This window comes from Streptomyces sp. NRRL F-2580 (genome assembly GCF_000720115.1).
Lineage (GTDB): Bacteria > Actinomycetota > Actinomycetes > Streptomycetales > Streptomycetaceae > Streptomyces.
On record NZ_JOIR01000011.1, the window covers coordinates 215,322 to 234,348 of the forward strand.

The following is a 19,027-nucleotide window of genomic DNA, read 5'->3' on the forward strand; positions in this document are numbered from 1 at the left end:
ACCGGTGGCCCGGTGCGCGAGAAGCGCACCGGGCCACCGGTCTTTCGTCTTCCGGGGCGTCGGGTCAGGACGCGGAGCCCCCGGCCGCCTCGGCTGCGGCGGCCTCCGCGGCGCGGCGCTCGCCCTCCGCCTGGGAGCGCTTGCCGTACAGGGCGGTCCACACGCCCAGCGCGCCGAGCACCCCGTAGATCATGATCGGACTGAGGGTCACCATGGTCTTGGTGCTCAGCGTGTACGCGAGGATGACGCGGACGACGGCCTCGATGACGTAGGCGACGCCCCAGACCAGGGTCATCCGGGTCATCGTGGTCCGGAAGCCCTCGTACTGCCACAGGCCGTTCCACCAGGCCGTGCTCTCGGGAGTGCCGTCGGTGGCGAACTTGCGGCCGAAGTAGAACATCAGCGGGCGCTTCGCCAGCAGGGTGGACAGGCAGAGCAGCCCGAACAGCCCGGTCACGGCGGAGTCTTTGACCAGCAGGGCCCGAGCCGAGGGGTCACCGACGAGCGAGACCCCGGCCGTGATCACTATGAACACGAGGGTGACCACGGCGAATTCGTCGAGCTTGCGGTGCCAGGCCACGCTGATGGCGCTGTCGAGCACGGGCCAGGCGCTGCTGAGGAGCAGTGCCGAGAACTCGCTCCAGCCGTGGTCGTCCACGAGCGTGTTGTACGTGATGATCGGCGCGACCACGTTGAGGCCGATGGTCAGGATCCAGCCGATGGCGGTCGCGGCCCCCGAACGGGCGGGAGGCGCGGGTCGTGCTACTTGGGTGGACAAGGTTCCCCCTGGGGCGTGCCTGATGGAGTGCGGTAGGGGGACCGTAGGGACGGGGGGATGGCAGGGACAAGACAAGCGCGCCCAAAATGATCATCAAGTTCTCCGGACCGACTGGTTCCGGACAGGCCCCGCCGGCCCGGATCAGGCGCGCAGACCCCGGATGATCAGCGTGGTGACCGCCTCGAACTCCGTGAAGATCGTGGGCGACAGCCAGTCGGCCGCGTACTGCGGATCGTGGAAGCGGCCGGTGGCGTCGAAGACCGCCCGGGCGGCGGCCGGCACGTCCTCGGCGGCGAGCGTCCCGGCGGCGACGCCCTCCGCGATGATCCGGGCCAGCTGGTCGATCAGCTCGGCCAGATGCGCGTCCACCACTCCGCTGTTCTCCGCGAGCAGCACGGTGTAGGTCGCGAACAGTTCCGGATCCGCGCCCGCCTTGTGGCGCTTGGCCTCGAACAGGGCCCCGAGCCACGCCTCCAGCTTGGTGGGGGCGCTCCCGGTGGGTGCCGAGGTGATCTCCTCCAGCAGGACCACGCTCTTGGCGAGCCAGCGGTCCGTGACGGCCTCGCGCAGCGCCGCCTTGGACGGGAAGTGCCGGTACACACTGCCGTGGCTGACACCGAGGGCGCGCGCCACGTCCACCACGGTCGCCTTGGTGGGGCCGAAGCGGCGCAGCACCTCCTCGGTGGTCTCGAGGATGCGCTCGGGGGTCAGGGGCTCGGCGGCAGCGGGGGGCATGGGTACGACCGTACCGTCAGCTCAGTGCTCGCTGTCGAGGTGGGCCATCTGGGCCTCCGGGTACCTCTCGCCGGCCGCCGCGCCGGCGGGCACGGCCTCTTCGATGGCCGCCAGGTCCGCGGCGCTGAACGTGATGTCCATGGCACCCAGTGCCTCGGCGAGCCGGTCCCGGCGCCGGGCGCCCACCAGCGGCACGAGGTCCACGCCCTGCCGGGGGCCCTGTGCGAGCACCCAGGCGATCGCGGTCTGGGCGACGCTGACCCCCTTGTCCTCGGCGACCTTGCGCAGGGCCTCCACCAGATCGAGGTTCCGGTCGAGGTTGTCGCCCTGGAAGCGCGGGCTCATCCCGCGGAAGTCGCCCGGGGCCAGCGCGCGGTCGCGGGTGAAGTGGCCGCTGATCAGGCCGCGGGACAGCACTCCGTACGCCGTGATCCCTATCCCGAGCTCGCGGGCGGTGGGCAGGATCTCCTCCTCGATGCCGCGGGAGATCAGCGAGTACTCGATCTGGAGGTCGGAGATCGGGGCCACGGCGGCGGCCCGGCGCATGGTCTCCGCGCCGACCTCGGACAGGCCGATGTGGCGCACGTGTCCGGCCTGGACCGCCTCGGCGATGGCCCCGACCGTCTCCTCTATCGGCACGTCCGGGTCCACACGGGCGATCCGGTAGATGTCGATGTGGTCCCGGCCGAGCCGCTGGAGCGAGTAGGCCAGGAAGTTCCTGACGGCCTCGGGCCGCCCGTCATAGCCGGTGAATCCGCCCTCGACCGTGCGCAGCGCGCCGAACTTGACGCTGGTCAGCGCCCGCTCGCGGGCCGCGGCGGGCGCCGTGCGCAGGGCTTCGTTGATCAGCAGCTCGTTGTGCCCCATGCCGTAGAAGTCGCCGGTGTCGAGAAGCGTGATGCCCGCGTCCAGGGCGGCGTGGATGGTCGCGAGGGACTCGGCGCGGTCGGCCTCGCCGTAGAGGGCGGACATCCCCATGCAGCCCAGCCCCAGCGGGAAGACGGAGGGGCCGGTGCTGCCGAGGGTGGTCATCGTGGTCGTCGGGATCTTCTCGTTCGTCGTCATGCAACGAGAATGACATGACGGATGACAGATTTCAACATCTGTCACTCGTCAGTGTTGCGTGAGGATCCGCCGGCCTTGAGGGTGCCAGCCGTGGCAGCCACGAGTCCGGGACCGCTGAGCGCCCTCTTCATCCGGGTCTGGGTGACCGCTCCGTGCCAGGCGAGCAGCAGGCCCAGCCGCTGCGGGGGGTGCGATCCGTCACAACGTGGCCATCACCGCCGCCGGGGAGGCCGCACTGCGCAAGACGAACGCCGCCCTCGACGAGGTCGAAGGCGGCATGTTCGCGGGGCTGTCGGAGCAGGAGCGCGAACTCCTGCGCGGCCTCCTCGACCGGGTCAACACCTCGGCCGAGGACTTCGAGTGCGGCGAGCAGCCACCGCCCGGGCCGGCCGCGCGGTCACGCGCGTGCTCGGGCGCGTGCACATGCCCGCGGTCAGCCGCGCGGCGAACCCGCCGTCGCGGACGGGCTGACGGGCTCCTCCAGGGTGCGGGCCGTGCGCTCCGCCGTCGCCCGGGCCCAGCTGCCGCTCGTCACCGCACCCACGACCAGCACCGCCAGCCCGCACAGCGTGATGATCCACCAGGCTGGCTGGGCCGCCCCGGAGAAGTCGGAGCCGCCGGCCAGCCCCGCCGCCAGGACCGAGCCGATGACCGCGACGCCCAGCGTGCCGCCGGTCTGGCGGCTGGTCGAGGCGATGGCGGCCGCGACGCCCGCCTGGGAGCGCGGCATCCCGGACACCGCCGTATTGGTGATCGGCGCGTTCACCATGCCGAAGCCGAGCCCGAAGAGCACGTACCCGGTGAACAGCAGCGGGTTGGAGGTCTCGGCCTCGAACAGGGCGAACAGCAGCCCGCTCGACGCCATCGCCACGCCCGCGATCAGCAGGCAGATCCGCGGCCCCCGGCTGCCCACCAGCCGCCCCGCCAGCGGGGCGAAGAGGACGGTCAGGGCCGCCATCGGCAGCATGTAGAGCCCGGCGTGCAGGGCGCTGAGCCCCCGTACGTCCTGGAGGTAGAGCGTGTTCAGGAAGAGGAAGCCGGCCAGACCGGCGAAGGCGCTGATCGCGATCACGGTCGACCCGCTGAAGGGCGCGCTCCGGAAGAACCGGAGGTCGATCAGCGGTTCCTCGCGCCGGGGCTCGTAGACCAGCAGCCCCACGAGCGAGGCCACGGCCACCACCGCGCACCCCATGATCAGCGGCGAGCGCCAGCCGGCGGCCGGAGCCTCGATGATCCCGTACGTCAGACTGCCGAGCAGCGCGATGACCAGCACCTGGCCCACCGGGTCCGGCCGCCGCGGCCGGGCGGCCCGGGACTCAGGGATGTGGCGCAGGGTCAGCACGAGCGCCGCCAGACCGATCGGCAAGTTGATCAGGAAGATCGAGCGCCAGCCCACCGAGTCCACCAGCACCCCGCCGATCAGCGGCCCCGCGGCCATGGAGACGCCGCCGACCGCGCCCCACACGCCGATGGCCCGGGCCCGCTCGGCCGGATCGGTGAAGGTGTTGGTGATGATCGACATCGCGACCGGGTTGAGCATCGCGCCGCCGACCGCCTGCACCATCCGGAAGACGATGAGCCAGCCGAGGCTGGGGGCGAGCGAGCACAGCAGGGAGCCCAAGCCGAAGGCCAGCAGGCCGGCGACGAACACCTTGCGGCGGCCGATTCGGTCGGCCGTGGAGCCCGCGAGCATCAGCAGCGAGGCCAGGACCAGGGTGTACGCGTCGATGGTCCACTGCAGCCCCGCGACCGAGGCGTCGAGTTCTCGGCGCATCGACGGCAGCGCGACGTTGAGCACGGTGTTGTCGAGGCTGACGATCAGCAGGCTCATGCAGCAGATCGCCAGGACGAGCATGCGCTGCCGGGGACTCGGCTCGATCATGCCGCCGATGCTACGTCTGCCGCACCCCCTCGGCATGCGGGACAATGGGCGGATGACCACGCTCCCCCCGCCCCTCGCGATCGGCCCGCACACCGTGCAGCCCCCAGTGGTGCTCGCGCCCATGGCCGGCATCACCAATGCCCCGTTCCGTACCCTCTGCCGCGAGTTCTCGGGCGGCAAGGGGCTGTTCGTGAGCGAGATGATCACGACCCGCGCCCTGGTCGAGCGCAACGAGAAGACCATGCAGCTGATCCACTTCGACGAGATCGAGAAGCCTCGCTCGATTCAGCTGTACGGGGTCGACCCGGCGACGGTCGGCAAGGCCGTCCGGATGATCGTCGAAGAGGACCGCGCCGACCACATCGACCTCAACTTCGGCTGCCCGGTCCCCAAGGTCACCCGCAAGGGTGGCGGCTCGGCCCTCCCGTACAAGCGCAACCTGCTCCGCGCGATCCTCCGCGAGGCCGTCGCCGGCGCCGGCGACCTGCCGGTCACCATGAAGATGCGCAAGGGCATCGACGACGACCACCTCACCTACCTCGACGCCGGACGGATCGCCGTGGAGGAGGGGGTCACCGCGATAGCCCTGCACGGACGGACCACGGCCCAGCACTACGGCGGCACCGCCGACTGGGACGCCATCGCGCGGCTCAAGGAGCACGTGCCGGAGATCCCCGTGCTCGGCAACGGCGACATCTGGTGCGCCGAGGACGCCCTGCGCATGGTCCGCGAGACCGGCTGCGACGGCGTGGTCGTGGGCCGCGGCTGCCTGGGGCGGCCGTGGCTGTTCAACGACCTGGTGGCGGCCTTCGAGGGCCGCCCGGAGGACTTCCACAAGCCGACGCTGCGCGAGGTCGCGGCCACCATGCACCGGCACGCACAGCTGCTGGGGGAGTGGATCGGCGACGAGGCGCGCGGGGTGATCGACTTCCGTAAGCACGTGGCCTGGTACCTGAAGGGCTTCTCGGTCGGGTCCGAGATGCGCAAGAAGCTCGCGGTCACCTCTTCCCTGGCCGAGCTGGACGCTCATCTGAGCGAGCTGGACCTGGACCAGGCGTGGCCCGAGAGTGCGGACGGCCCGCGCGGTCGGACGTCCGGAAACAACCGAGTTGTCCTGCCGGACGGCTGGCTGAAGGACCCGTACGACTGCGCGGGTGTGAGCGAGGACGCTGAACTGGACACCTCCGGAGGCTGACAAATCGCCCTCCGTGGCGCGTGATATACGCCACGCATGGGAAGGGTTTCGCTCAGATGAGCACTAAAGTCACGGGTAAGACTTTCAAAGGGTGGCACTGGGTGCCACCCTTTGTGCGTTCAACTCTTGAAGGCAAATGGATCGATGATCGCTCATGCGAGCGTGATCAGGCCCCAGGAGGCCCCTTCTCCTTCGAGAGGTGAACGCTGTGCGTACTTTCTGATTACCCATGAGTTACTTTCGATCTGCTGGCGCACGGGTGGTTACAGCCGCATGACGACCAAGTGGACGTACCCAGAAGCCTTCGATCTGGGTATGTTCCTGGCCGTCAGGGCAGCCACCGAGCCTCGAGGAGTCGAGACCCGTGTCGGAAAACAAAGATCAGAAGTTCGTCTACGACTTCACCGAGGGCAACCGCGACCTCAAGGACCTTCTCGGCGGCAAGGGAGCCAACCTCGCCGAGATGACCAACCTGGGTCTGCCGGTCCCTCCCGGCTTCACCATCACCACCGAGGCCTGCAAGGTCTACCTCGAGAGCGGCACGGCCCCGGCCGCGCTGCGCGAAGAGGTCAGCGCCCACCTTGCGGCCCTCGAGGCGAAGATGGGCAAGAAGCTCGGACAGTCGGACGACCCGCTGCTGGTCTCCGTCCGCTCCGGCGCCAAGTTCTCGATGCCCGGCATGATGGACACCGTCCTGAACATCGGCCTCTCCGACGAGTCCGTGACCGGCCTTGCCTCCCAGGCCGGTGACGAGCGCTTCGCGTGGGACTCGTACCGCCGCCTCATCCAGATGTTCGGCAAGACCGTCCTCGGCGTCGAGGGCGAGCTCTTCGAGGACGCCCTCGACGAGGCCAAGGCCGCCAAGAAGGTCACCGTCGACACCGACCTCGACGCCGCCGACCTGAAGAAGCTGGTCAAGCACTTCAAGAAGATCGTGGCGAAGGAAGCCGGCCGCGAGTTCCCGCAGGACGCCCGCGAGCAGATGGACCTCGCCGTCGAGGCCGTCTTCAACTCGTGGAACACCGACCGCGCCAAGCTCTACCGCCGCCAGGAGCGCATCCCGAGCGACCTGGGCACCGCGGTCAACATCTGCTCCATGGTCTTCGGCAACCTGGGCCCCGACTCCGGTACCGGTGTCGCCTTCACCCGCGACCCCGCCAGTGGCCACGCGGGCGTCTACGGCGACTACCTCCAGAACGCCCAGGGCGAGGACGTGGTGGCGGGCATCCGCAACACCGTGCCGCTCGCGGACCTGGAGGGCATCGACAAGGCCTCGTACGACCAGCTCATGACGATCATGACGACGCTGGAGACCCACTACAAGGATCTCTGCGACATCGAGTTCACCATCGAGCGCGGCCAGCTGTGGATGCTCCAGACCCGTGTCGGCAAGCGCACCGCCGGCGCCGCCTTCCGCATCGCCACCCAGCTCGTGGACCAGGGCCTGATCGACGAGGCCGAGGCCCTCCAGCGCGTCACCGGTCACCAGCTGGCGCAGCTGATGTTCCCGCGCTTCGACGAGGGCGCGAAGACCACCCTGCTCGGCCGCGGCATCGCCGCCTCCCCGGGCGCGGCCGTCGGCAAGGCCGTCTTCGACTCCTACACGGCCGTCAAGTGGTCCCGCTCGGGCGAGAAGGTCATCCTGATCCGCCGCGAGACCAACCCGGACGACCTGGACGGCATGATCGCCTCCGAGGGCATCCTGACCTCGCGCGGCGGCAAGACCTCGCACGCCGCCGTCGTCGCCCGCGGCATGGGCAAGACCTGTGTCTGCGGCGCCGAGGAGCTCGACGTCGACACCAAGCGCCGCCGCATGACGGTCGGCGAGACGGTCATCGAAGAGGGCGACGTCGTCTCCATCGACGGCTCCACCGGCAAGGTCTACCTGGGTGAGGTACCCGTCGTACCCTCCCCGGTCGTCGAGTACTTCGAGGGCCGCATGCACGCCGGCGCCGACGACGCCGACGAGCTCGTCGCCGCCGTGCACCGGATCATGGCCTACGCGGACCGCGTCCGCCGCCTGCGGGTGCGCGCCAACGCCGACAACGCCGAGGACGCGCTGCGCGCCCGCCGCTTCGGCGCCCAGGGCATCGGCCTGTGCCGCACCGAGCACATGTTCCTCGGCGAGCGCCGCGAACTGGTGGAGCGACTGATCCTCGCGGACACCGACGGCGAGCGCGAGGAGGCACTCAACGCCCTCCTGCCGCTGCAGAAGAAGGACTTCGTCGAGCTGTTCGAGGCGATGGACGGCCTGCCCGTCACCGTCCGCCTGCTCGACCCGCCGCTGCACGAGTTCCTGCCCGACATCACCGAGCTGTCGGTGCGCGTCGCCCTCGCCGAGTCCCGCCAGGACGCCAACGAGAACGACCTGCGGCTGCTCCAGGCCGTGCACAAGCTGCACGAGCAGAACCCGATGCTGGGTCTGCGCGGTGTCCGCCTCGGCCTGGTCATCCCCGGCCTGTTCAAGATGCAGGTCCGGGCGATCGCCGAGGCCGCGGCCGAGCGCAAGAACGCCAAGGGCGACCCGCGCGCCGAGATCATGGTCCCGCTCGTGGGCACCGTCCAGGAGCTGGAGATCGTCCGCGAGGAGGCCGACCAGGTCATCGCCGAGGTCGAGGCCGCCACCGGCACCAGCCTCAAGCTGTCCATCGGCACCATGATCGAGCTGCCGCGCGCCGCGCTGACCGCCGCCCAGATCGCCGAGGCCGCGCAGTTCTTCTCCTTCGGTACGAACGACCTGACCCAGACGGTGTGGGGCTTCTCCCGCGACGACGTCGAGGCCAGCTTCTTCACCGCGTACCTGGAGAAGGGCATCTTCGGGGTCTCGCCCTTCGAGACCATCGACAAGGACGGCGTCGGCTCGCTCGTGCGCCACGCGGTCGAGCAGGGCCGGGCCACCCGCCCCGACCTCAAGCTCGGCGTCTGCGGTGAGCACGGCGGCGACCCCGAGTCCGTCCACTTCTTCCACGAGGTCGGCCTCGACTACGTCTCCTGCTCGCCCTTCCGGATTCCGGTGGCGCGCCTGGAGGCCGGTCGTGCGGCCGCCGAGGCGAAGGGCAGCGACAGCCGCTGACCCCCCGGCCCTGCCAAGGGCTCCCATAGACCGCGCCTGCCCCCGGGTTCCCTGACTGCCCGGTGGCGGGCGCGCCTATTTCCGTTGTTCAACAAATCTTTACGCCAGCAGGCGGTGGACGGATCCCCACCCGTCCACCGCCGCTGTCATTCTGCCGGGCACGTCGGCGCTTCCCGGTGCGACCGACCGCCAGGCCCCGCAAAGCCCCCCACGGCCTTCGCGGAGCGTTTCGGTCGCATCGGAGTGTGCCCGGCGGAGTACAGGATTTCGGTTGTCACGCCCCTGCCGAAAGGGGTTTCAACTGTGGCCGAAAGGGCGTGGTGACCACGTGTGACGGCGTGCATACTCATGGGGCGGGGGGATTGCGGTTGCACAGGTGGGGGTTCGGTGCTGCGTATCCATTTCACTGGAGTGGACCTGGCACGCGTACGGATGGCAGGGCGTCCCGATGCGTTGTGGGAAACGATTCTCAGCTTTCACCGCTTAAGAGACCGGCGCGACGCCCGGTTGTTCGGTGAATGGCGTACGGAAACCCGGAGCAGGTTGAATAGTGAAACACGCACGCTCGGTATGCTCATACCGAGCCGTGGTTATTTCCCCGATTTCCTGACCCCTGTGGAGGGGCAGTACGGGTGGGACGTGGGCCTCGACGCGCTGCGCGGGATCCGTCCCGAGCGCATGCGGCGCGAGCTCCAGCTGCTGGCCGCCGGTGCTCCGATGACGCCGCGGCTACGGGAGTTCATGGACAGCGGCGACAAGCAGCTGCCGCGGCTCATGGGCGAGCTCCGCGCGTACCACCGGGCCGCCGTGGAGCCGTACTGGACGCACATCCAGGCCCAGATCGAGGCCGAGCGCGCCGCGCGTGGCCGGGCCCTGCTGGACGGGGGCGCGGACGAGCTGCTGGACTCGCTGCCGCCGATGCTGCGCTGGCGGGCGCCGGTGCTGGAGTGCGACTACCCGGTGGACCGGGACGTACGGCTGCGGGGGCGCGGGCTGCTGCTCCAGCCGTCCTTCTTCTGCCGGCGCACCGCGGTGACCCTGCACGATCCGGAGCTGCCGCCGGTGCTGGTCTATCCGGCGGCGGCGCAGTTGGCCTCGGCGCCGGCGGGGGGTGAGGCGGCGCGGCCCGTGGAGGAGCAGCGCCAGCGCACCCTGGGCAAGCTGGTGGGGCACACCCGGTCGGTGGTGCTGAGGGCCATAGGGGACGGCGCGACCACCAGTGAGCTGGCCCGCCGGGCCGGGGTCTCGCTGGCGTCCGCGAGTCAGCACGCGTGTGTGATGCGGGAGGCGGGGCTGGTGACCACGTTGCGGCGGGGGAACGCGGTGCTGCATACCGTGACGCCGCTGGGCGCTGCGCTGCTCAAGGGCGGGGCCGTGGCCTCATGACGGTGGCCGCCGCAACCCTGCGGGGTTGCCCGTGGGGGTGCGGCCGGTTGTGCGGGTGCCGGTCCGTTGCGGGGGCGCTGCCCCCGAGCCCCCGCGCCTCAAACGCCGGCGGGGCTGGAGTGGTGTGGCGGGGCTGGAGTGGTGTGGCAGGGCTGGGGTGGTGCGGCGGGGCTTAGACGCGGAAGGGGCCCGTGACCTCGTATGTGATGCCGGCGGAGGAGCTGCCGGTGGTGCCGCGCTGGCTGGAGAAGTAGAGGCGGTTGCCGGCCGGGGAGAAGGCCGGGCCGGTGATCTCCGAGGAGGACTGGCCGGTGATCCGCAGGAAGGGGGCCACCACGTCGTCCGGGGTGATCACGCAGATCTCCATGTTGCCGCCGTCCTCGGCGACGTACAGGTCGCCGAACGAGGACCCCGTGACGTTGTCGACGCCCGTCAGCGGGGCCGCGCCGCCGGGCACGAGGGAGTCGTCGTAGGCCAGTTCGTACGTGTTGCTGGTGAGGTTGAGCTGCCAGACGCGGTTGTCGCCCTTGGTGGTGAACCAGACGGTGTCATTGGCGTAGTGGCAGCCCTCGCCGCCGTTGAACTTCTTCGAGCCGGACACCTGGCTGCGGGTCGCGGTCGGGGAGCCGTCCGGGTCGGGGACGTTGGCCCAGGTGAAGGAGCCCGAGGTGGCGGTGCCGGCCGTGAGGACCTGGAGGGTGCCGGAGGAGAGGTTGCCCCAGGTGGTCGGGATGAACCGGTAGAAGCAGCCGCTCGTCTCGTCCTCGGTCAGGTAGATCACCTGGCGCACCGGGTCGGCGGCGGCTGCCTCGTGCTTGAAGCGGCCCATCGCGGGACGCTGCACGGCCGCGTTCAGGCCGTACGGGTCGGTCTCGTAGACGAAGCCGCGGTCGACCTCCTCGCAGGACAGCCAGGTGTTCCACGGGGTCTTGCCGCCCGCGCAGTTCTGCCGGGTGTTGGAGAGGATCCGGTAGGCGCCGGTGACGGTGCCGGACGAGTTGAACTTCACCGCGCTCGCCCCGCCGGAGGGGTTGATCTCCGAGTTGGAGACATAGATCCAGCCCGAGCCGTCGGCGAAACACGCACCGCCGTCGGGGGCGCTGTGCCAGGTGTACGAGGTGCCGCCGACGGTCTGGCCCGAGCGGGCGATCACCCGGCTGGTGAAGCCGCTGGGGAGCATGATGCCGTTGGCGTCCGCCGCGCCGAGGGCCCCGTAGGGTCCGGCGCCGGGCTGGGCGGGCGCCGCGTAGGCGGCCCCGTGCATCAACGTGCCGCCGAAGGCGGCAGCCGACGAGCCGATGACGGCGCCGCGCAGGAAGGTACGACGTTCCACGGTCACTCCTGTGGGAGGAAGGCCCCCGCACCCGGTCGAGTGCGGGGTCGCACGCGTCGAGGAACCTAGGAGACGCCAGTTGCCGGGGCGCCAACTCCTCATTACGCACGAGCGACCGCTCGACGTTCAATCCCGAAAAAAACTTCGCGGGGAGCGATGAGTTTCTCCCGGCCCCCCGGTCTACCTCCCGAAAGCACCGAGCGGCACGCACCGCGTGCCGCACCCGAGAGAAGAGGGACCTCGATGTCCGCCACCATGATCTTCGTCAACCTGCCGGTCAAGGACCTGGAGGCCAGCAAGACCTTCTGGGGCAAGCTGGGCTACACCTTCAACGCCCAGTTCACCGACGAGAACTGCGCCTCGATGGTCATCAGCGACACCATCGTCGCGATGCTCCTGACCGAGGACCGCTACAAGGACTTCACCCACAAGGAGATCGCGGACGCGACGAAGACCTCCGAGGTGCTGCTCTGTCTGAGCGCCCCCAGCCGCACCGCCGTCGACGAGCTGGTGGACGGGGCCCTGGCGGCCGGCGCCACCGAGCCCCGCCCCGCCCAGGACCACGGCGTCATGTACGGCCGCGCCTTCGACGACCTCGACGGCCACACCTGGGAGATCATGTGGATGGACCCGGCCATGGTCCAGGACCAGGGCTGACCGTCCGCCCGATGATCACGAGGTCGCGGCGGTCCGCACCGGGTAGGTCCGGACCGCCACCTCCTCGTCGTCCAGGCAGCGTCCCGACTCCAGGTCGAAGCGCTGCTTCAGCAGCGGCGAGGCCACGAAGGGCCGGCCCGCCACGGCCCCCACCAGCCCGCGCGAGAGCACGTGCGCACCGGTGAAGGGGTCCTGGTTGCCGATCGCGTACGGGCGCCCCGCGCGGTCGACGAACACCGCGGCCTGGCTCCCGTCGGGCAGCAGGGCCGCGACCCCGCGCCCGGGGACCAGCGAGGACAGTTCGCACACCGTCAGCCAGCCCTGCGCCACTTGCAGTTCCACGGTCATCGGACGGCACCTCCTATGGTCAGGACGGCCAGGTCGGGCTTGACCTGGTCGCGCTCGGGGACGAACCTCACGGTCGGGTCGGGGGCGCCGGGCGCGTTCACGAAGGACACGAACCGGCGCAACCGCTCCGGGTCCTGGAGCGTCTCGGCCCACTCGTCCCGGTAGTGCGCCACGTGGTCGGCCATCAGGGACTCCAGCTCTGCGCACAGCCCGAGCGAGTCGTGCACGATGACGTCCCGCAGGTGCGCCAGGCCCCCCTCCAGCCGCTCCAGCCAGGTGGAGGTCCGCTCCAGCCGGTCGGCGGTGCGGATGTAGAACATCAGGAACCGGTCGATCAGCCGGACCAGTTCCGCGTCCGAGAGGTCCTGGGCCAGGAGGTCGGCGTGGCGCGGGGTGGCCCCGCCGTTGCCGCCGACGTACAGGTTCCAGCCACTCGCTGTCGCGATGATCCCGAAGTCCTTGCTCTGCGCCTCCGCGCACTCGCGGGCGCATCCGGACACCGCCGACTTGAGCTTGTGCGGGGCGCGCAGCCCGCGGTAGCGCAGCTCCAGGTCGATGGCCATCCTGACGCTGTCCTGGACCCCGTAGCGGCACCAGGTCTGCCCCACGCAGGACTTCACCGTCCGCAGGGCCTTCCCGTACGCGTGCCCGGACTCGAAGCCGGCGTCGACGAGCCGGGCCCAGATCCGCGGGAGCTGGTCCACGCTCGCCCCGAAGAGGTCGATCCGCTGACCACCGGTGATCTTCGTGTAGAGGCCGAAGTCGCGGGCCACCTCGCCGATCACGATCAGCTTGTCGGGGGTGATCTCACCGCCCGGGATGCGCGGGACGACCGAGTACGAGCCGTTGCGCTGCATGTTCGCCAGGAAATGGTCGTTGGTGTCCTGGAGGGCGGCCTGCTCCCCGTCCAGGACGTAGCCGCTGGCGCCGAGGGTCGGGGCGAGCGAGGCGATGATCGAGCCGACAGTGGGCTTGCAGACCTCGCAGCCGTCGCCACCGCGGGCCTCCGGGCGGCCGTGGCCGTCGAGGAGCTGCTCGTACGAGGTCAGCCGCCGGGTGCGGACGATCTCGTACAGCTCGGAGCGGGTGTACGGGAAGCAGCCGCACAGCCCCTTGTCGGCGGCGGCCGGCAGCAGCTGGCCGATCACCTTGACGCAACTGCCGCAGCCGGTGCCCGCCTTGGTGCACTTCTTGACCTCGGCGAGGGTGGCGCAGGCGGCGATGGCCTTCTTCGTGACGTTGTGGCAGGAGCAGATCACGGCGTGGTCGGGGAGCGAGGACGGGCCGAGCGCGACCGGCGCGCCCACCCCGGCGGGCAGCACCAGCTGTTCGGGGGCGACGGGCGGGACGCTGCCGGTGAGCGGGCGCAGCAGGCCGTACGCGTCCGCGTCACCGACCAGGACACCGCCGAGGAGGACCCCGTCGGGGGAGACGACCAGCTTCTTGTAGACGCCGGAACGGGAGTCCGACCAGACGACGTCGAGGCTGCCGGGGGCGGTGCCGTGGGCGTCGCCGAAGGATGCCACGTCCACGCCGAGCAGCTTGAGCTTGGTGGAGAGGTCGGCCCCGGTGAACTCCTTCTCCCGGCCCAGCAGGTCCTCGGCGGCCGTCTCGGCCATCTCGTAGCCGGGAGCGACCAGGCCGTAGACCCGGCCGTCCACGGCGAGGGCGCACTCGCCGATGGCGTAGACGTGCGGATCGGAGGTGCGGCAGCGGGCGTCGACCGCGATGCCGCCGCGCTCGCCGATGTCCAGCCCGGCGTCGCGGGCCAGCTGGTCGCGGGGGCGGACGCCCGCGGAGAAGACCACGAGGTCGGTGTCGACGGTCGAGCCGTCGGAGAGCCGCATGCCGCTGACGCGGCCGTCCTCGCCGGTCACCACCTCCTGGGTGCCGACCCCGGTGTGGACGGTCAGGCCCATGGACTCGATGGTGCGCAACAGGGCCGCGCCGCCGCCCTCGTCGACCTGGACGGGCATCAGGCGCGGGGCGAACTCGACGATGCGGGTGGTGAGGCCGAGCCCCTGGAGGGCGCCGGCGGCCTCCAGCCCGAGCAGCCCGCCGCCGACGACCGCGCCGCTGGTCCGGGTCTTGGCGTACTCCTCGATCGCGAGGAGGTCCTCGATCGTGCGGTAGACGAAGCAGCCGGGGGCGTCCTTGCCGGGGACGGGCGGTACGAAGGGGTAGCTGCCGGTGGCCAGGACCAGGACGTCGTACGGGAACACCTGCCCGGAGCGGGAGGTGACGGTGCGGGCGGCCCGGTCGATGTGCTCGGCGGGGTCGTCGAGGTGGAGGGCGATGCCGTGCTCCTCCATGAACCCGGCGGGGGTCATGGAGAGGTCCTCGGCGGTGCTGCCGGAGAAATACGAGGTCAGGTGCACGCGGTCGTAGGCGGGCCGGGGCTCTTCGCAGAGCACGGTGACCCGGTGCGTGGCGGTGACCCCGCGCTCGGCGAGCGCTTCGAGGTAGCGCTGGCCGACCATGCCGTGCCCGATGAGCACGATCGTGGGCAGGGGCTCGGTCATCTCAGTGGCCTCCGTCGTCGGTGAGCAGGTGGAACAGGTCGTCCGGGGACTCGCCGCCCTCCCAGGTGCGGGCGAGGGCGCCCACGGTGGAGAGCTCGCCGAGCAGTACGCCGCCGACGAGCCGGTCGTCGCGGAGGACGACCTTGCGGTAGGTCCGGCGGGTGGCGTCGGCGAGGCGGACCACGTCGTCGCCGGGGCGGGGGGTGGTCTCGCCGAAGGCGGCGAGGTCCAGGGAGCCGGTCTCGGCTCCGCCGAGGGTGAGGCGGGTGAGGGCGCGGGTGCCGGTGTAGCGCGCGGGGGTTCCGGTGAGGACCGCGGCGAGGGCGTCCGCCTGCTCCAGGGCGGCGCCCGCCAGGCCGTACACCTGCCCGGCGTGCTCGGCGCAGTCGCCGATGGCGTGGACGCGGGGGTCGCTGGTGCGGAGGTGGTCGTCGACCACGATGCCCCGGCGGGTCTCCAGTCCGGCGGCCTGGGCCAGGCCCGTGCGGGGGCGGACGCCGCAGGCGAGCACGACGAGGTCGGCCTCCAGCCGGTAGCCGTCGGCGAGCTCGACCCCGGTGACCTTGCGATGCCCCTGTGCGGCGCCGCTGCCGGGGCTCCGCCCCGGACCCCGCTCCTCAAACGGCGGAGGGGCTGGATTTTGTGCGGCCTCGCCTGGCCGGCGCGGCCGGATTGCCCGCAGGGCGACTTCAGCCTGGCCGGCGTTTGAGGCGCGGGGGTCCGGGGGCAGAGCCCCCGGCAGCGGCGCCGCAGATGTGGTCAGGCCGCGGACCCGGCATTCCGTGTGGATCTCCACGCCGAGGTCGGTCAGGTGTGCGGCCAGCAGGGCCGAGGACTCGGTGTCCAGCTGGCGTTCCATCAGGCGCTCGCCCTGCTGGGCCAGGACCACCACCGCCCCCCGCGCGGCGAGCGCACGCGCCGCTGAGACGCCCAGCAGGCCCCCGCCGATCACCACCGCCCGCACCCCGGGGCGTACGGCCGCCGAGAGGGCCAGGCAGTCGTCCATCGTGCGGAAGGCGTGGACCCCGTCCGGGAGATCCCGCCCCTCGGGCTCGAACAGCCCGCGCAGCGGCGGGAGCACCGCGTTGGAGCCCGTGGCCAGCACCAGAGTGTCGTACTCCGCCACCGTGCCGTCGTCGCACTGTACGGTCCGGTCCGCGCGGTCGATCCGCACCGCGCGGACCCCCCGGCGCAGCGCCGGGCCGGGCGTCGGGAGGGCGGTGACCTCCGGTGCGTAGCGGCCGGCGAGGACCTCCGCGAGCAGGACGCGGTTGTAGGGGACGTGCGGCTCCTCGCCGAGGACGGTCACCGCCGCCGCACCGGTCAGGCGCGCGGCCAGTCGCAGTCCCGCGAGGCCGCCGCCGATCACCACCACACGCTGGTCCGAGGTCATGGCATGAGCGTGCGCGGCCGCTGTTTCCCCTCCGCATCGCCCCTGTTACCCGGACGGAACGCCGGCCTCAGCGCCGGGGTTGAGGGTCGGTGAGGCCTTCCTCAGGGCCGTCTGAAGGATCGGCGGGACCGCCGCCGGGACCCTTGGCGTGCTCCGCATGCGAGATGCGGTGGTGCGGGTCAGGCGCGGGATGCTGGGCGGGGCGGCGGTGGTGGACCCGGCGGCCCCGGTGGCTGCGGACCGGGCGCCGGCCCGGCAAAGCTCAACCTTTGCGCAAGTTTCCGGGGATTGATGGTGCCTGCAGCTGACAGCTCCATAAGGTCATGTCGTGCCTGACATATCAACGACCATGATCATTGTCCTGTGCGTGGCAGCGGCGGCGGCCGGCTGGATCGACGCCGTGGTGGGCGGCGGCGGCCTGCTGCTCCTGCCCGCACTCCTGCTCGGCCTGCCGAACGCCCACCCCGCCACCGTCCTCGGCACCAACAAGGCCGTGGCCATCGTCGGCACGGCGGGCGCCGCGGTCACCTACGTCCGCAAGGCGCCGGTGGACGTGAAGCTCGCCGTCCGCATCGGCCTGGCCGCGCTCGCCGGCTCGATGGGCGGCGCCGCGCTCGCCGGCGGCATCAGCAAGGACGCGCTCCGCCCGCTGATCATGGGCGTGCTCGTGATCGTCGCGGGCGTCGTGATCTTCAAGCCGGGCTTCGGCACCGCCCCCTCGACCGCGCCCGTCAGCCGGCGACGGGTGCTCCTCGCCATCGCGCTCGCCGGCCTCGGCATCGGCTTCTACGACGGCCTCATCGGGCCCGGCACCGGCACCTTCCTGGTGCTCGCGCTCACCGCGCTCCTCCACCTGGACCTGGTCACCGCCTCCGCCACCGCCAAGATCGTCAACTGCTGCACCAACGCGGGGGCGCTCGCGATGTTCGCCTACCAGGGCATGGTGCTCTGGCAGCTCGCCGCGCTGATGGCGGTCTTCAACCTGGCCGGCGGCATGATCGGTGCCCGCATGGCGCTCAAGAAGGGCAGCGGCTTCGTCCGCGGCGTGCTGCTCACCGTGGTGGGCGCGCTGGTGGTCAAGCTCGGCTTCGAGCAGTGGGGCTGAGCCTCTCTTTCGACCTGGCGATCAGTACGTCCCGGTGAGGTGCGCGAAGACGACCACGTTGCCGCGGTAGCCGGTGCGCGGCGAGAAGCCGCCGCCGCAGGTGATCACCCGCAGCTCGGCCCGCGCCGAAGGGCCGTACACGCGAGTGTCGGGGAAGGCCTTGGCGTCGTAGACCTCGACCGCGTGGACCGTGAACACGGCCGTACGGCCGTCCGCGCGCGGGATCTCGATCGCGGCCCCCCGGCGCAGCGCGCCCAGGTGGTAGAAGACGCCCGGCCCGGCGGCGTCGTCCACGTGCCCGGCGATGACGGCCGTGCCCGTGGCGCCCGGGGTGGTGCCCTCGCTGTACCAGCCGGCCAGGTCGCGCCGGTCCGGCGGTGGCACTTCGAGGCTGCCGTCCCGCTCCAGCCCCAGACCGGTCAGGGGCGCGTCGACCCGGATGGAGGGGATCCGGATCCTGCCGGGCGGGGACCCGGGGAGCGGGGCGATGCCCGGGCCCATGATGCCGGCGGCGGTCAGGGCTTCGGCGGGGGAGGGCAGCGGCGGTCCGACCGGCTCCCGGGAACCGCTGGTGACGAGCCAGATGCCGATGCAGGCGGCGAGCGCGACGAGTCCCCCGTGGCGGGCGGTCGGGCGGATGCCCCGGGCCGGGGGGCGCGCGGTGGGTCCGGGGCGGCCGCCGGGCGGGGGCCAGGGCTGCCGGTCGGGGCCCCGGACACCACCGAATGCGCCACCCATGCGTACCCCCTCGGCTTCCGTTTCGGGGTGACTGGCCGTCGCCCGGCCCCGCGAACGGGGGGGACCTCGCGGGGCGGGCGACGGGGGACGGTACCGGTCGGACCGCGGCCGGAGCCGCGGTGGGCGTCCGTCAGCTCCGCGTGCCGCTCGCCCGGCGACGCAGGAGCCAGGTACCGCCGACGGCGGCAGCGGCCAGTACGGCAGCTCCCACCGCGATCTTGGCGGGGTCGGTGGTGGTGGTCGTGCCACCGCCCACCCCGGTGTTGACGTGGCCCTGCGGGCCGCGTTCGGTGACGACCAGGTCGCCGGTGGCGAACTTGCCGTTCGCGCAGGTCGCGCCGATGCCATAGGTGCCGGGCCGGGTGCCGTGGGCCACCTGGAACTGCCCCACGACCACCTCCTTGTGGGTGCCCGGGACCAGCTTGAACCGGCCGCCGCCGACCGTGGTGGCATCGCCCTCCGCGTGACTGCCGGACCCGCAGGCGGTGGTGTTCACGGTCACGGTGGCTGCGGGGGCGGCGGACTTGGGCCACACCTCCAGCCGGGCGAAGTCCCCGGGCGCGAAGCCCACCATGCCCAGGTCCACGGCGGCGACCGCGCCGGCGACCGGCCCGGTGAACGCGGCGGCGGTCAGCGCGGTCGCGGTCAGCACGTGTGCGGTACGTCGGCGCATGGGGGCTCTCCTGAAGACACGGGGTCGTGCTTCCGAGATAACCCGGCCGGGCCGCCGCGCGCCTGCTGATGTTCCGTCAGGTGTGCCCGTACACGGTCCACGCGCGAGCCGTATCCGCAGGTCAAGGCGGCTCGTGCCGCCATC

15 protein-coding genes are annotated in these 19,027 nt (G+C 71.5%); 5 read left to right on the top strand and 10 right to left on the bottom strand.

Features of this window, described 5'->3' with window-relative positions:
• Positions 1-64: 64 nt before the first annotated feature.
• From IF88_RS0114410 to IF88_RS0114425, 4 genes are all read right to left on the bottom strand, one after another.
• A complete protein-coding gene (locus IF88_RS0114410) occupies positions 65-778 on the bottom strand; it encodes a VC0807 family protein (protein ID WP_037805917.1) in 714 nt (237 codons plus the stop codon).
• 141 nt (positions 779-919) lie between these two features.
• The gene (locus tag IF88_RS0114415; protein ID WP_030710994.1) at positions 920-1,513 is read right to left on the bottom strand and encodes a TetR family transcriptional regulator; all 594 of its coding nucleotides are present in this window, start codon (positions 1,511-1,513) and stop codon (positions 920-922) included.
• Between the two features lie 21 nt (positions 1,514-1,534).
• The gene (locus tag IF88_RS0114420) at positions 1,535-2,578 is read right to left on the bottom strand and encodes an aldo/keto reductase (protein ID WP_078892884.1); all 1,044 of its coding nucleotides are present in this window, start codon (positions 2,576-2,578) and stop codon (positions 1,535-1,537) included.
• Between the two features lie 433 nt (positions 2,579-3,011).
• Complete coding sequence (locus IF88_RS0114425) at positions 3,012-4,460, bottom strand: MFS transporter (RefSeq protein WP_030710998.1); 1,449 nt, start codon at positions 4,458-4,460, stop codon at positions 3,012-3,014.
• A 34-nt stretch (positions 4,461-4,494) separates the two neighbouring features.
• Between IF88_RS0114425 and dusB the strand changes: the two genes are divergently transcribed.
• From dusB to IF88_RS0114440, 3 genes are all read left to right on the top strand, one after another.
• Complete coding sequence (gene dusB, locus IF88_RS0114430) at positions 4,495-5,655, top strand: tRNA dihydrouridine synthase DusB (protein WP_051836913.1); 1,161 nt, start codon at positions 4,495-4,497, stop codon at positions 5,653-5,655.
• A 364-nt stretch (positions 5,656-6,019) separates the two neighbouring features.
• Positions 6,020-8,728, top strand: a complete 2,709-nt coding sequence (ppdK, locus tag IF88_RS0114435) for a pyruvate, phosphate dikinase (RefSeq protein WP_030711002.1) — start codon at positions 6,020-6,022, stop codon at positions 8,726-8,728.
• A 387-nt stretch (positions 8,729-9,115) separates the two neighbouring features.
• Positions 9,116-10,114: an ArsR/SmtB family transcription factor gene (locus IF88_RS0114440; protein ID WP_030711004.1), complete on the top strand. Its 999-nt coding sequence runs from the start codon at positions 9,116-9,118 to the stop codon at positions 10,112-10,114.
• Between the two features lie 172 nt (positions 10,115-10,286).
• Here the strand turns inward: IF88_RS0114440 and IF88_RS0114445 are convergent, their stop codons facing one another.
• A complete protein-coding gene (locus IF88_RS0114445) occupies positions 10,287-11,447 on the bottom strand; it encodes an alkaline phosphatase PhoX (protein WP_030711006.1) in 1,161 nt (386 codons plus the stop codon).
• 243 nt (positions 11,448-11,690) lie between these two features.
• On the opposite strand from IF88_RS0114445, the gene IF88_RS0114450 reads away from it, so the two are divergent.
• The gene (locus IF88_RS0114450) at positions 11,691-12,104 is read left to right on the top strand and encodes a VOC family protein (RefSeq protein ID WP_030711007.1); all 414 of its coding nucleotides are present in this window, start codon (positions 11,691-11,693) and stop codon (positions 12,102-12,104) included.
• 15 nt (positions 12,105-12,119) lie between these two features.
• On the opposite strand, the gene nirD is transcribed toward IF88_RS0114450, so the two are convergent.
• From nirD to IF88_RS0114465, 3 genes are read right to left on the bottom strand one after another with little or no spacing between them, the layout of a single operon-like run.
• Positions 12,120-12,452, bottom strand: a complete 333-nt coding sequence (nirD, locus tag IF88_RS0114455) for a nitrite reductase small subunit NirD (RefSeq protein ID WP_030711012.1) — start codon at positions 12,450-12,452, stop codon at positions 12,120-12,122.
• On the bottom strand, positions 12,449-14,974 hold the full coding sequence (nirB, locus tag IF88_RS0114460) for a nitrite reductase large subunit NirB (protein ID WP_030711014.1): 2,526 nt from the start codon (positions 14,972-14,974) through the stop codon (positions 12,449-12,451). The genes nirD and nirB overlap by 4 nt, the downstream gene beginning before the upstream one ends.
• A 1-nt stretch (position 14,975) precedes the next feature.
• The gene (locus IF88_RS0114465) at positions 14,976-16,367 is read right to left on the bottom strand and encodes an NAD(P)/FAD-dependent oxidoreductase (RefSeq protein WP_030711015.1); all 1,392 of its coding nucleotides are present in this window, start codon (positions 16,365-16,367) and stop codon (positions 14,976-14,978) included.
• A gap of 328 nt (positions 16,368-16,695) precedes the next feature.
• Here IF88_RS0114465 and IF88_RS0114470 point away from each other — a divergent pair, with 328 nt between their 5' ends.
• On the top strand, positions 16,696-17,472 hold the full coding sequence (locus IF88_RS0114470) for a sulfite exporter TauE/SafE family protein (RefSeq protein ID WP_030711017.1): 777 nt from the start codon (positions 16,696-16,698) through the stop codon (positions 17,470-17,472).
• Between the two features lie 21 nt (positions 17,473-17,493).
• Here the strand turns inward: IF88_RS0114470 and IF88_RS0114475 are convergent, their stop codons facing one another.
• On the bottom strand, positions 17,494-18,210 hold the full coding sequence (locus IF88_RS0114475; RefSeq protein WP_078892885.1) for a class F sortase: 717 nt from the start codon (positions 18,208-18,210) through the stop codon (positions 17,494-17,496).
• 130 nt (positions 18,211-18,340) lie between these two features.
• Positions 18,341-18,883, bottom strand: a complete 543-nt coding sequence (locus tag IF88_RS0114480; protein ID WP_234323523.1) for a hypothetical protein — start codon at positions 18,881-18,883, stop codon at positions 18,341-18,343.
• Positions 18,884-19,027 lie beyond the last annotated feature (144 nt).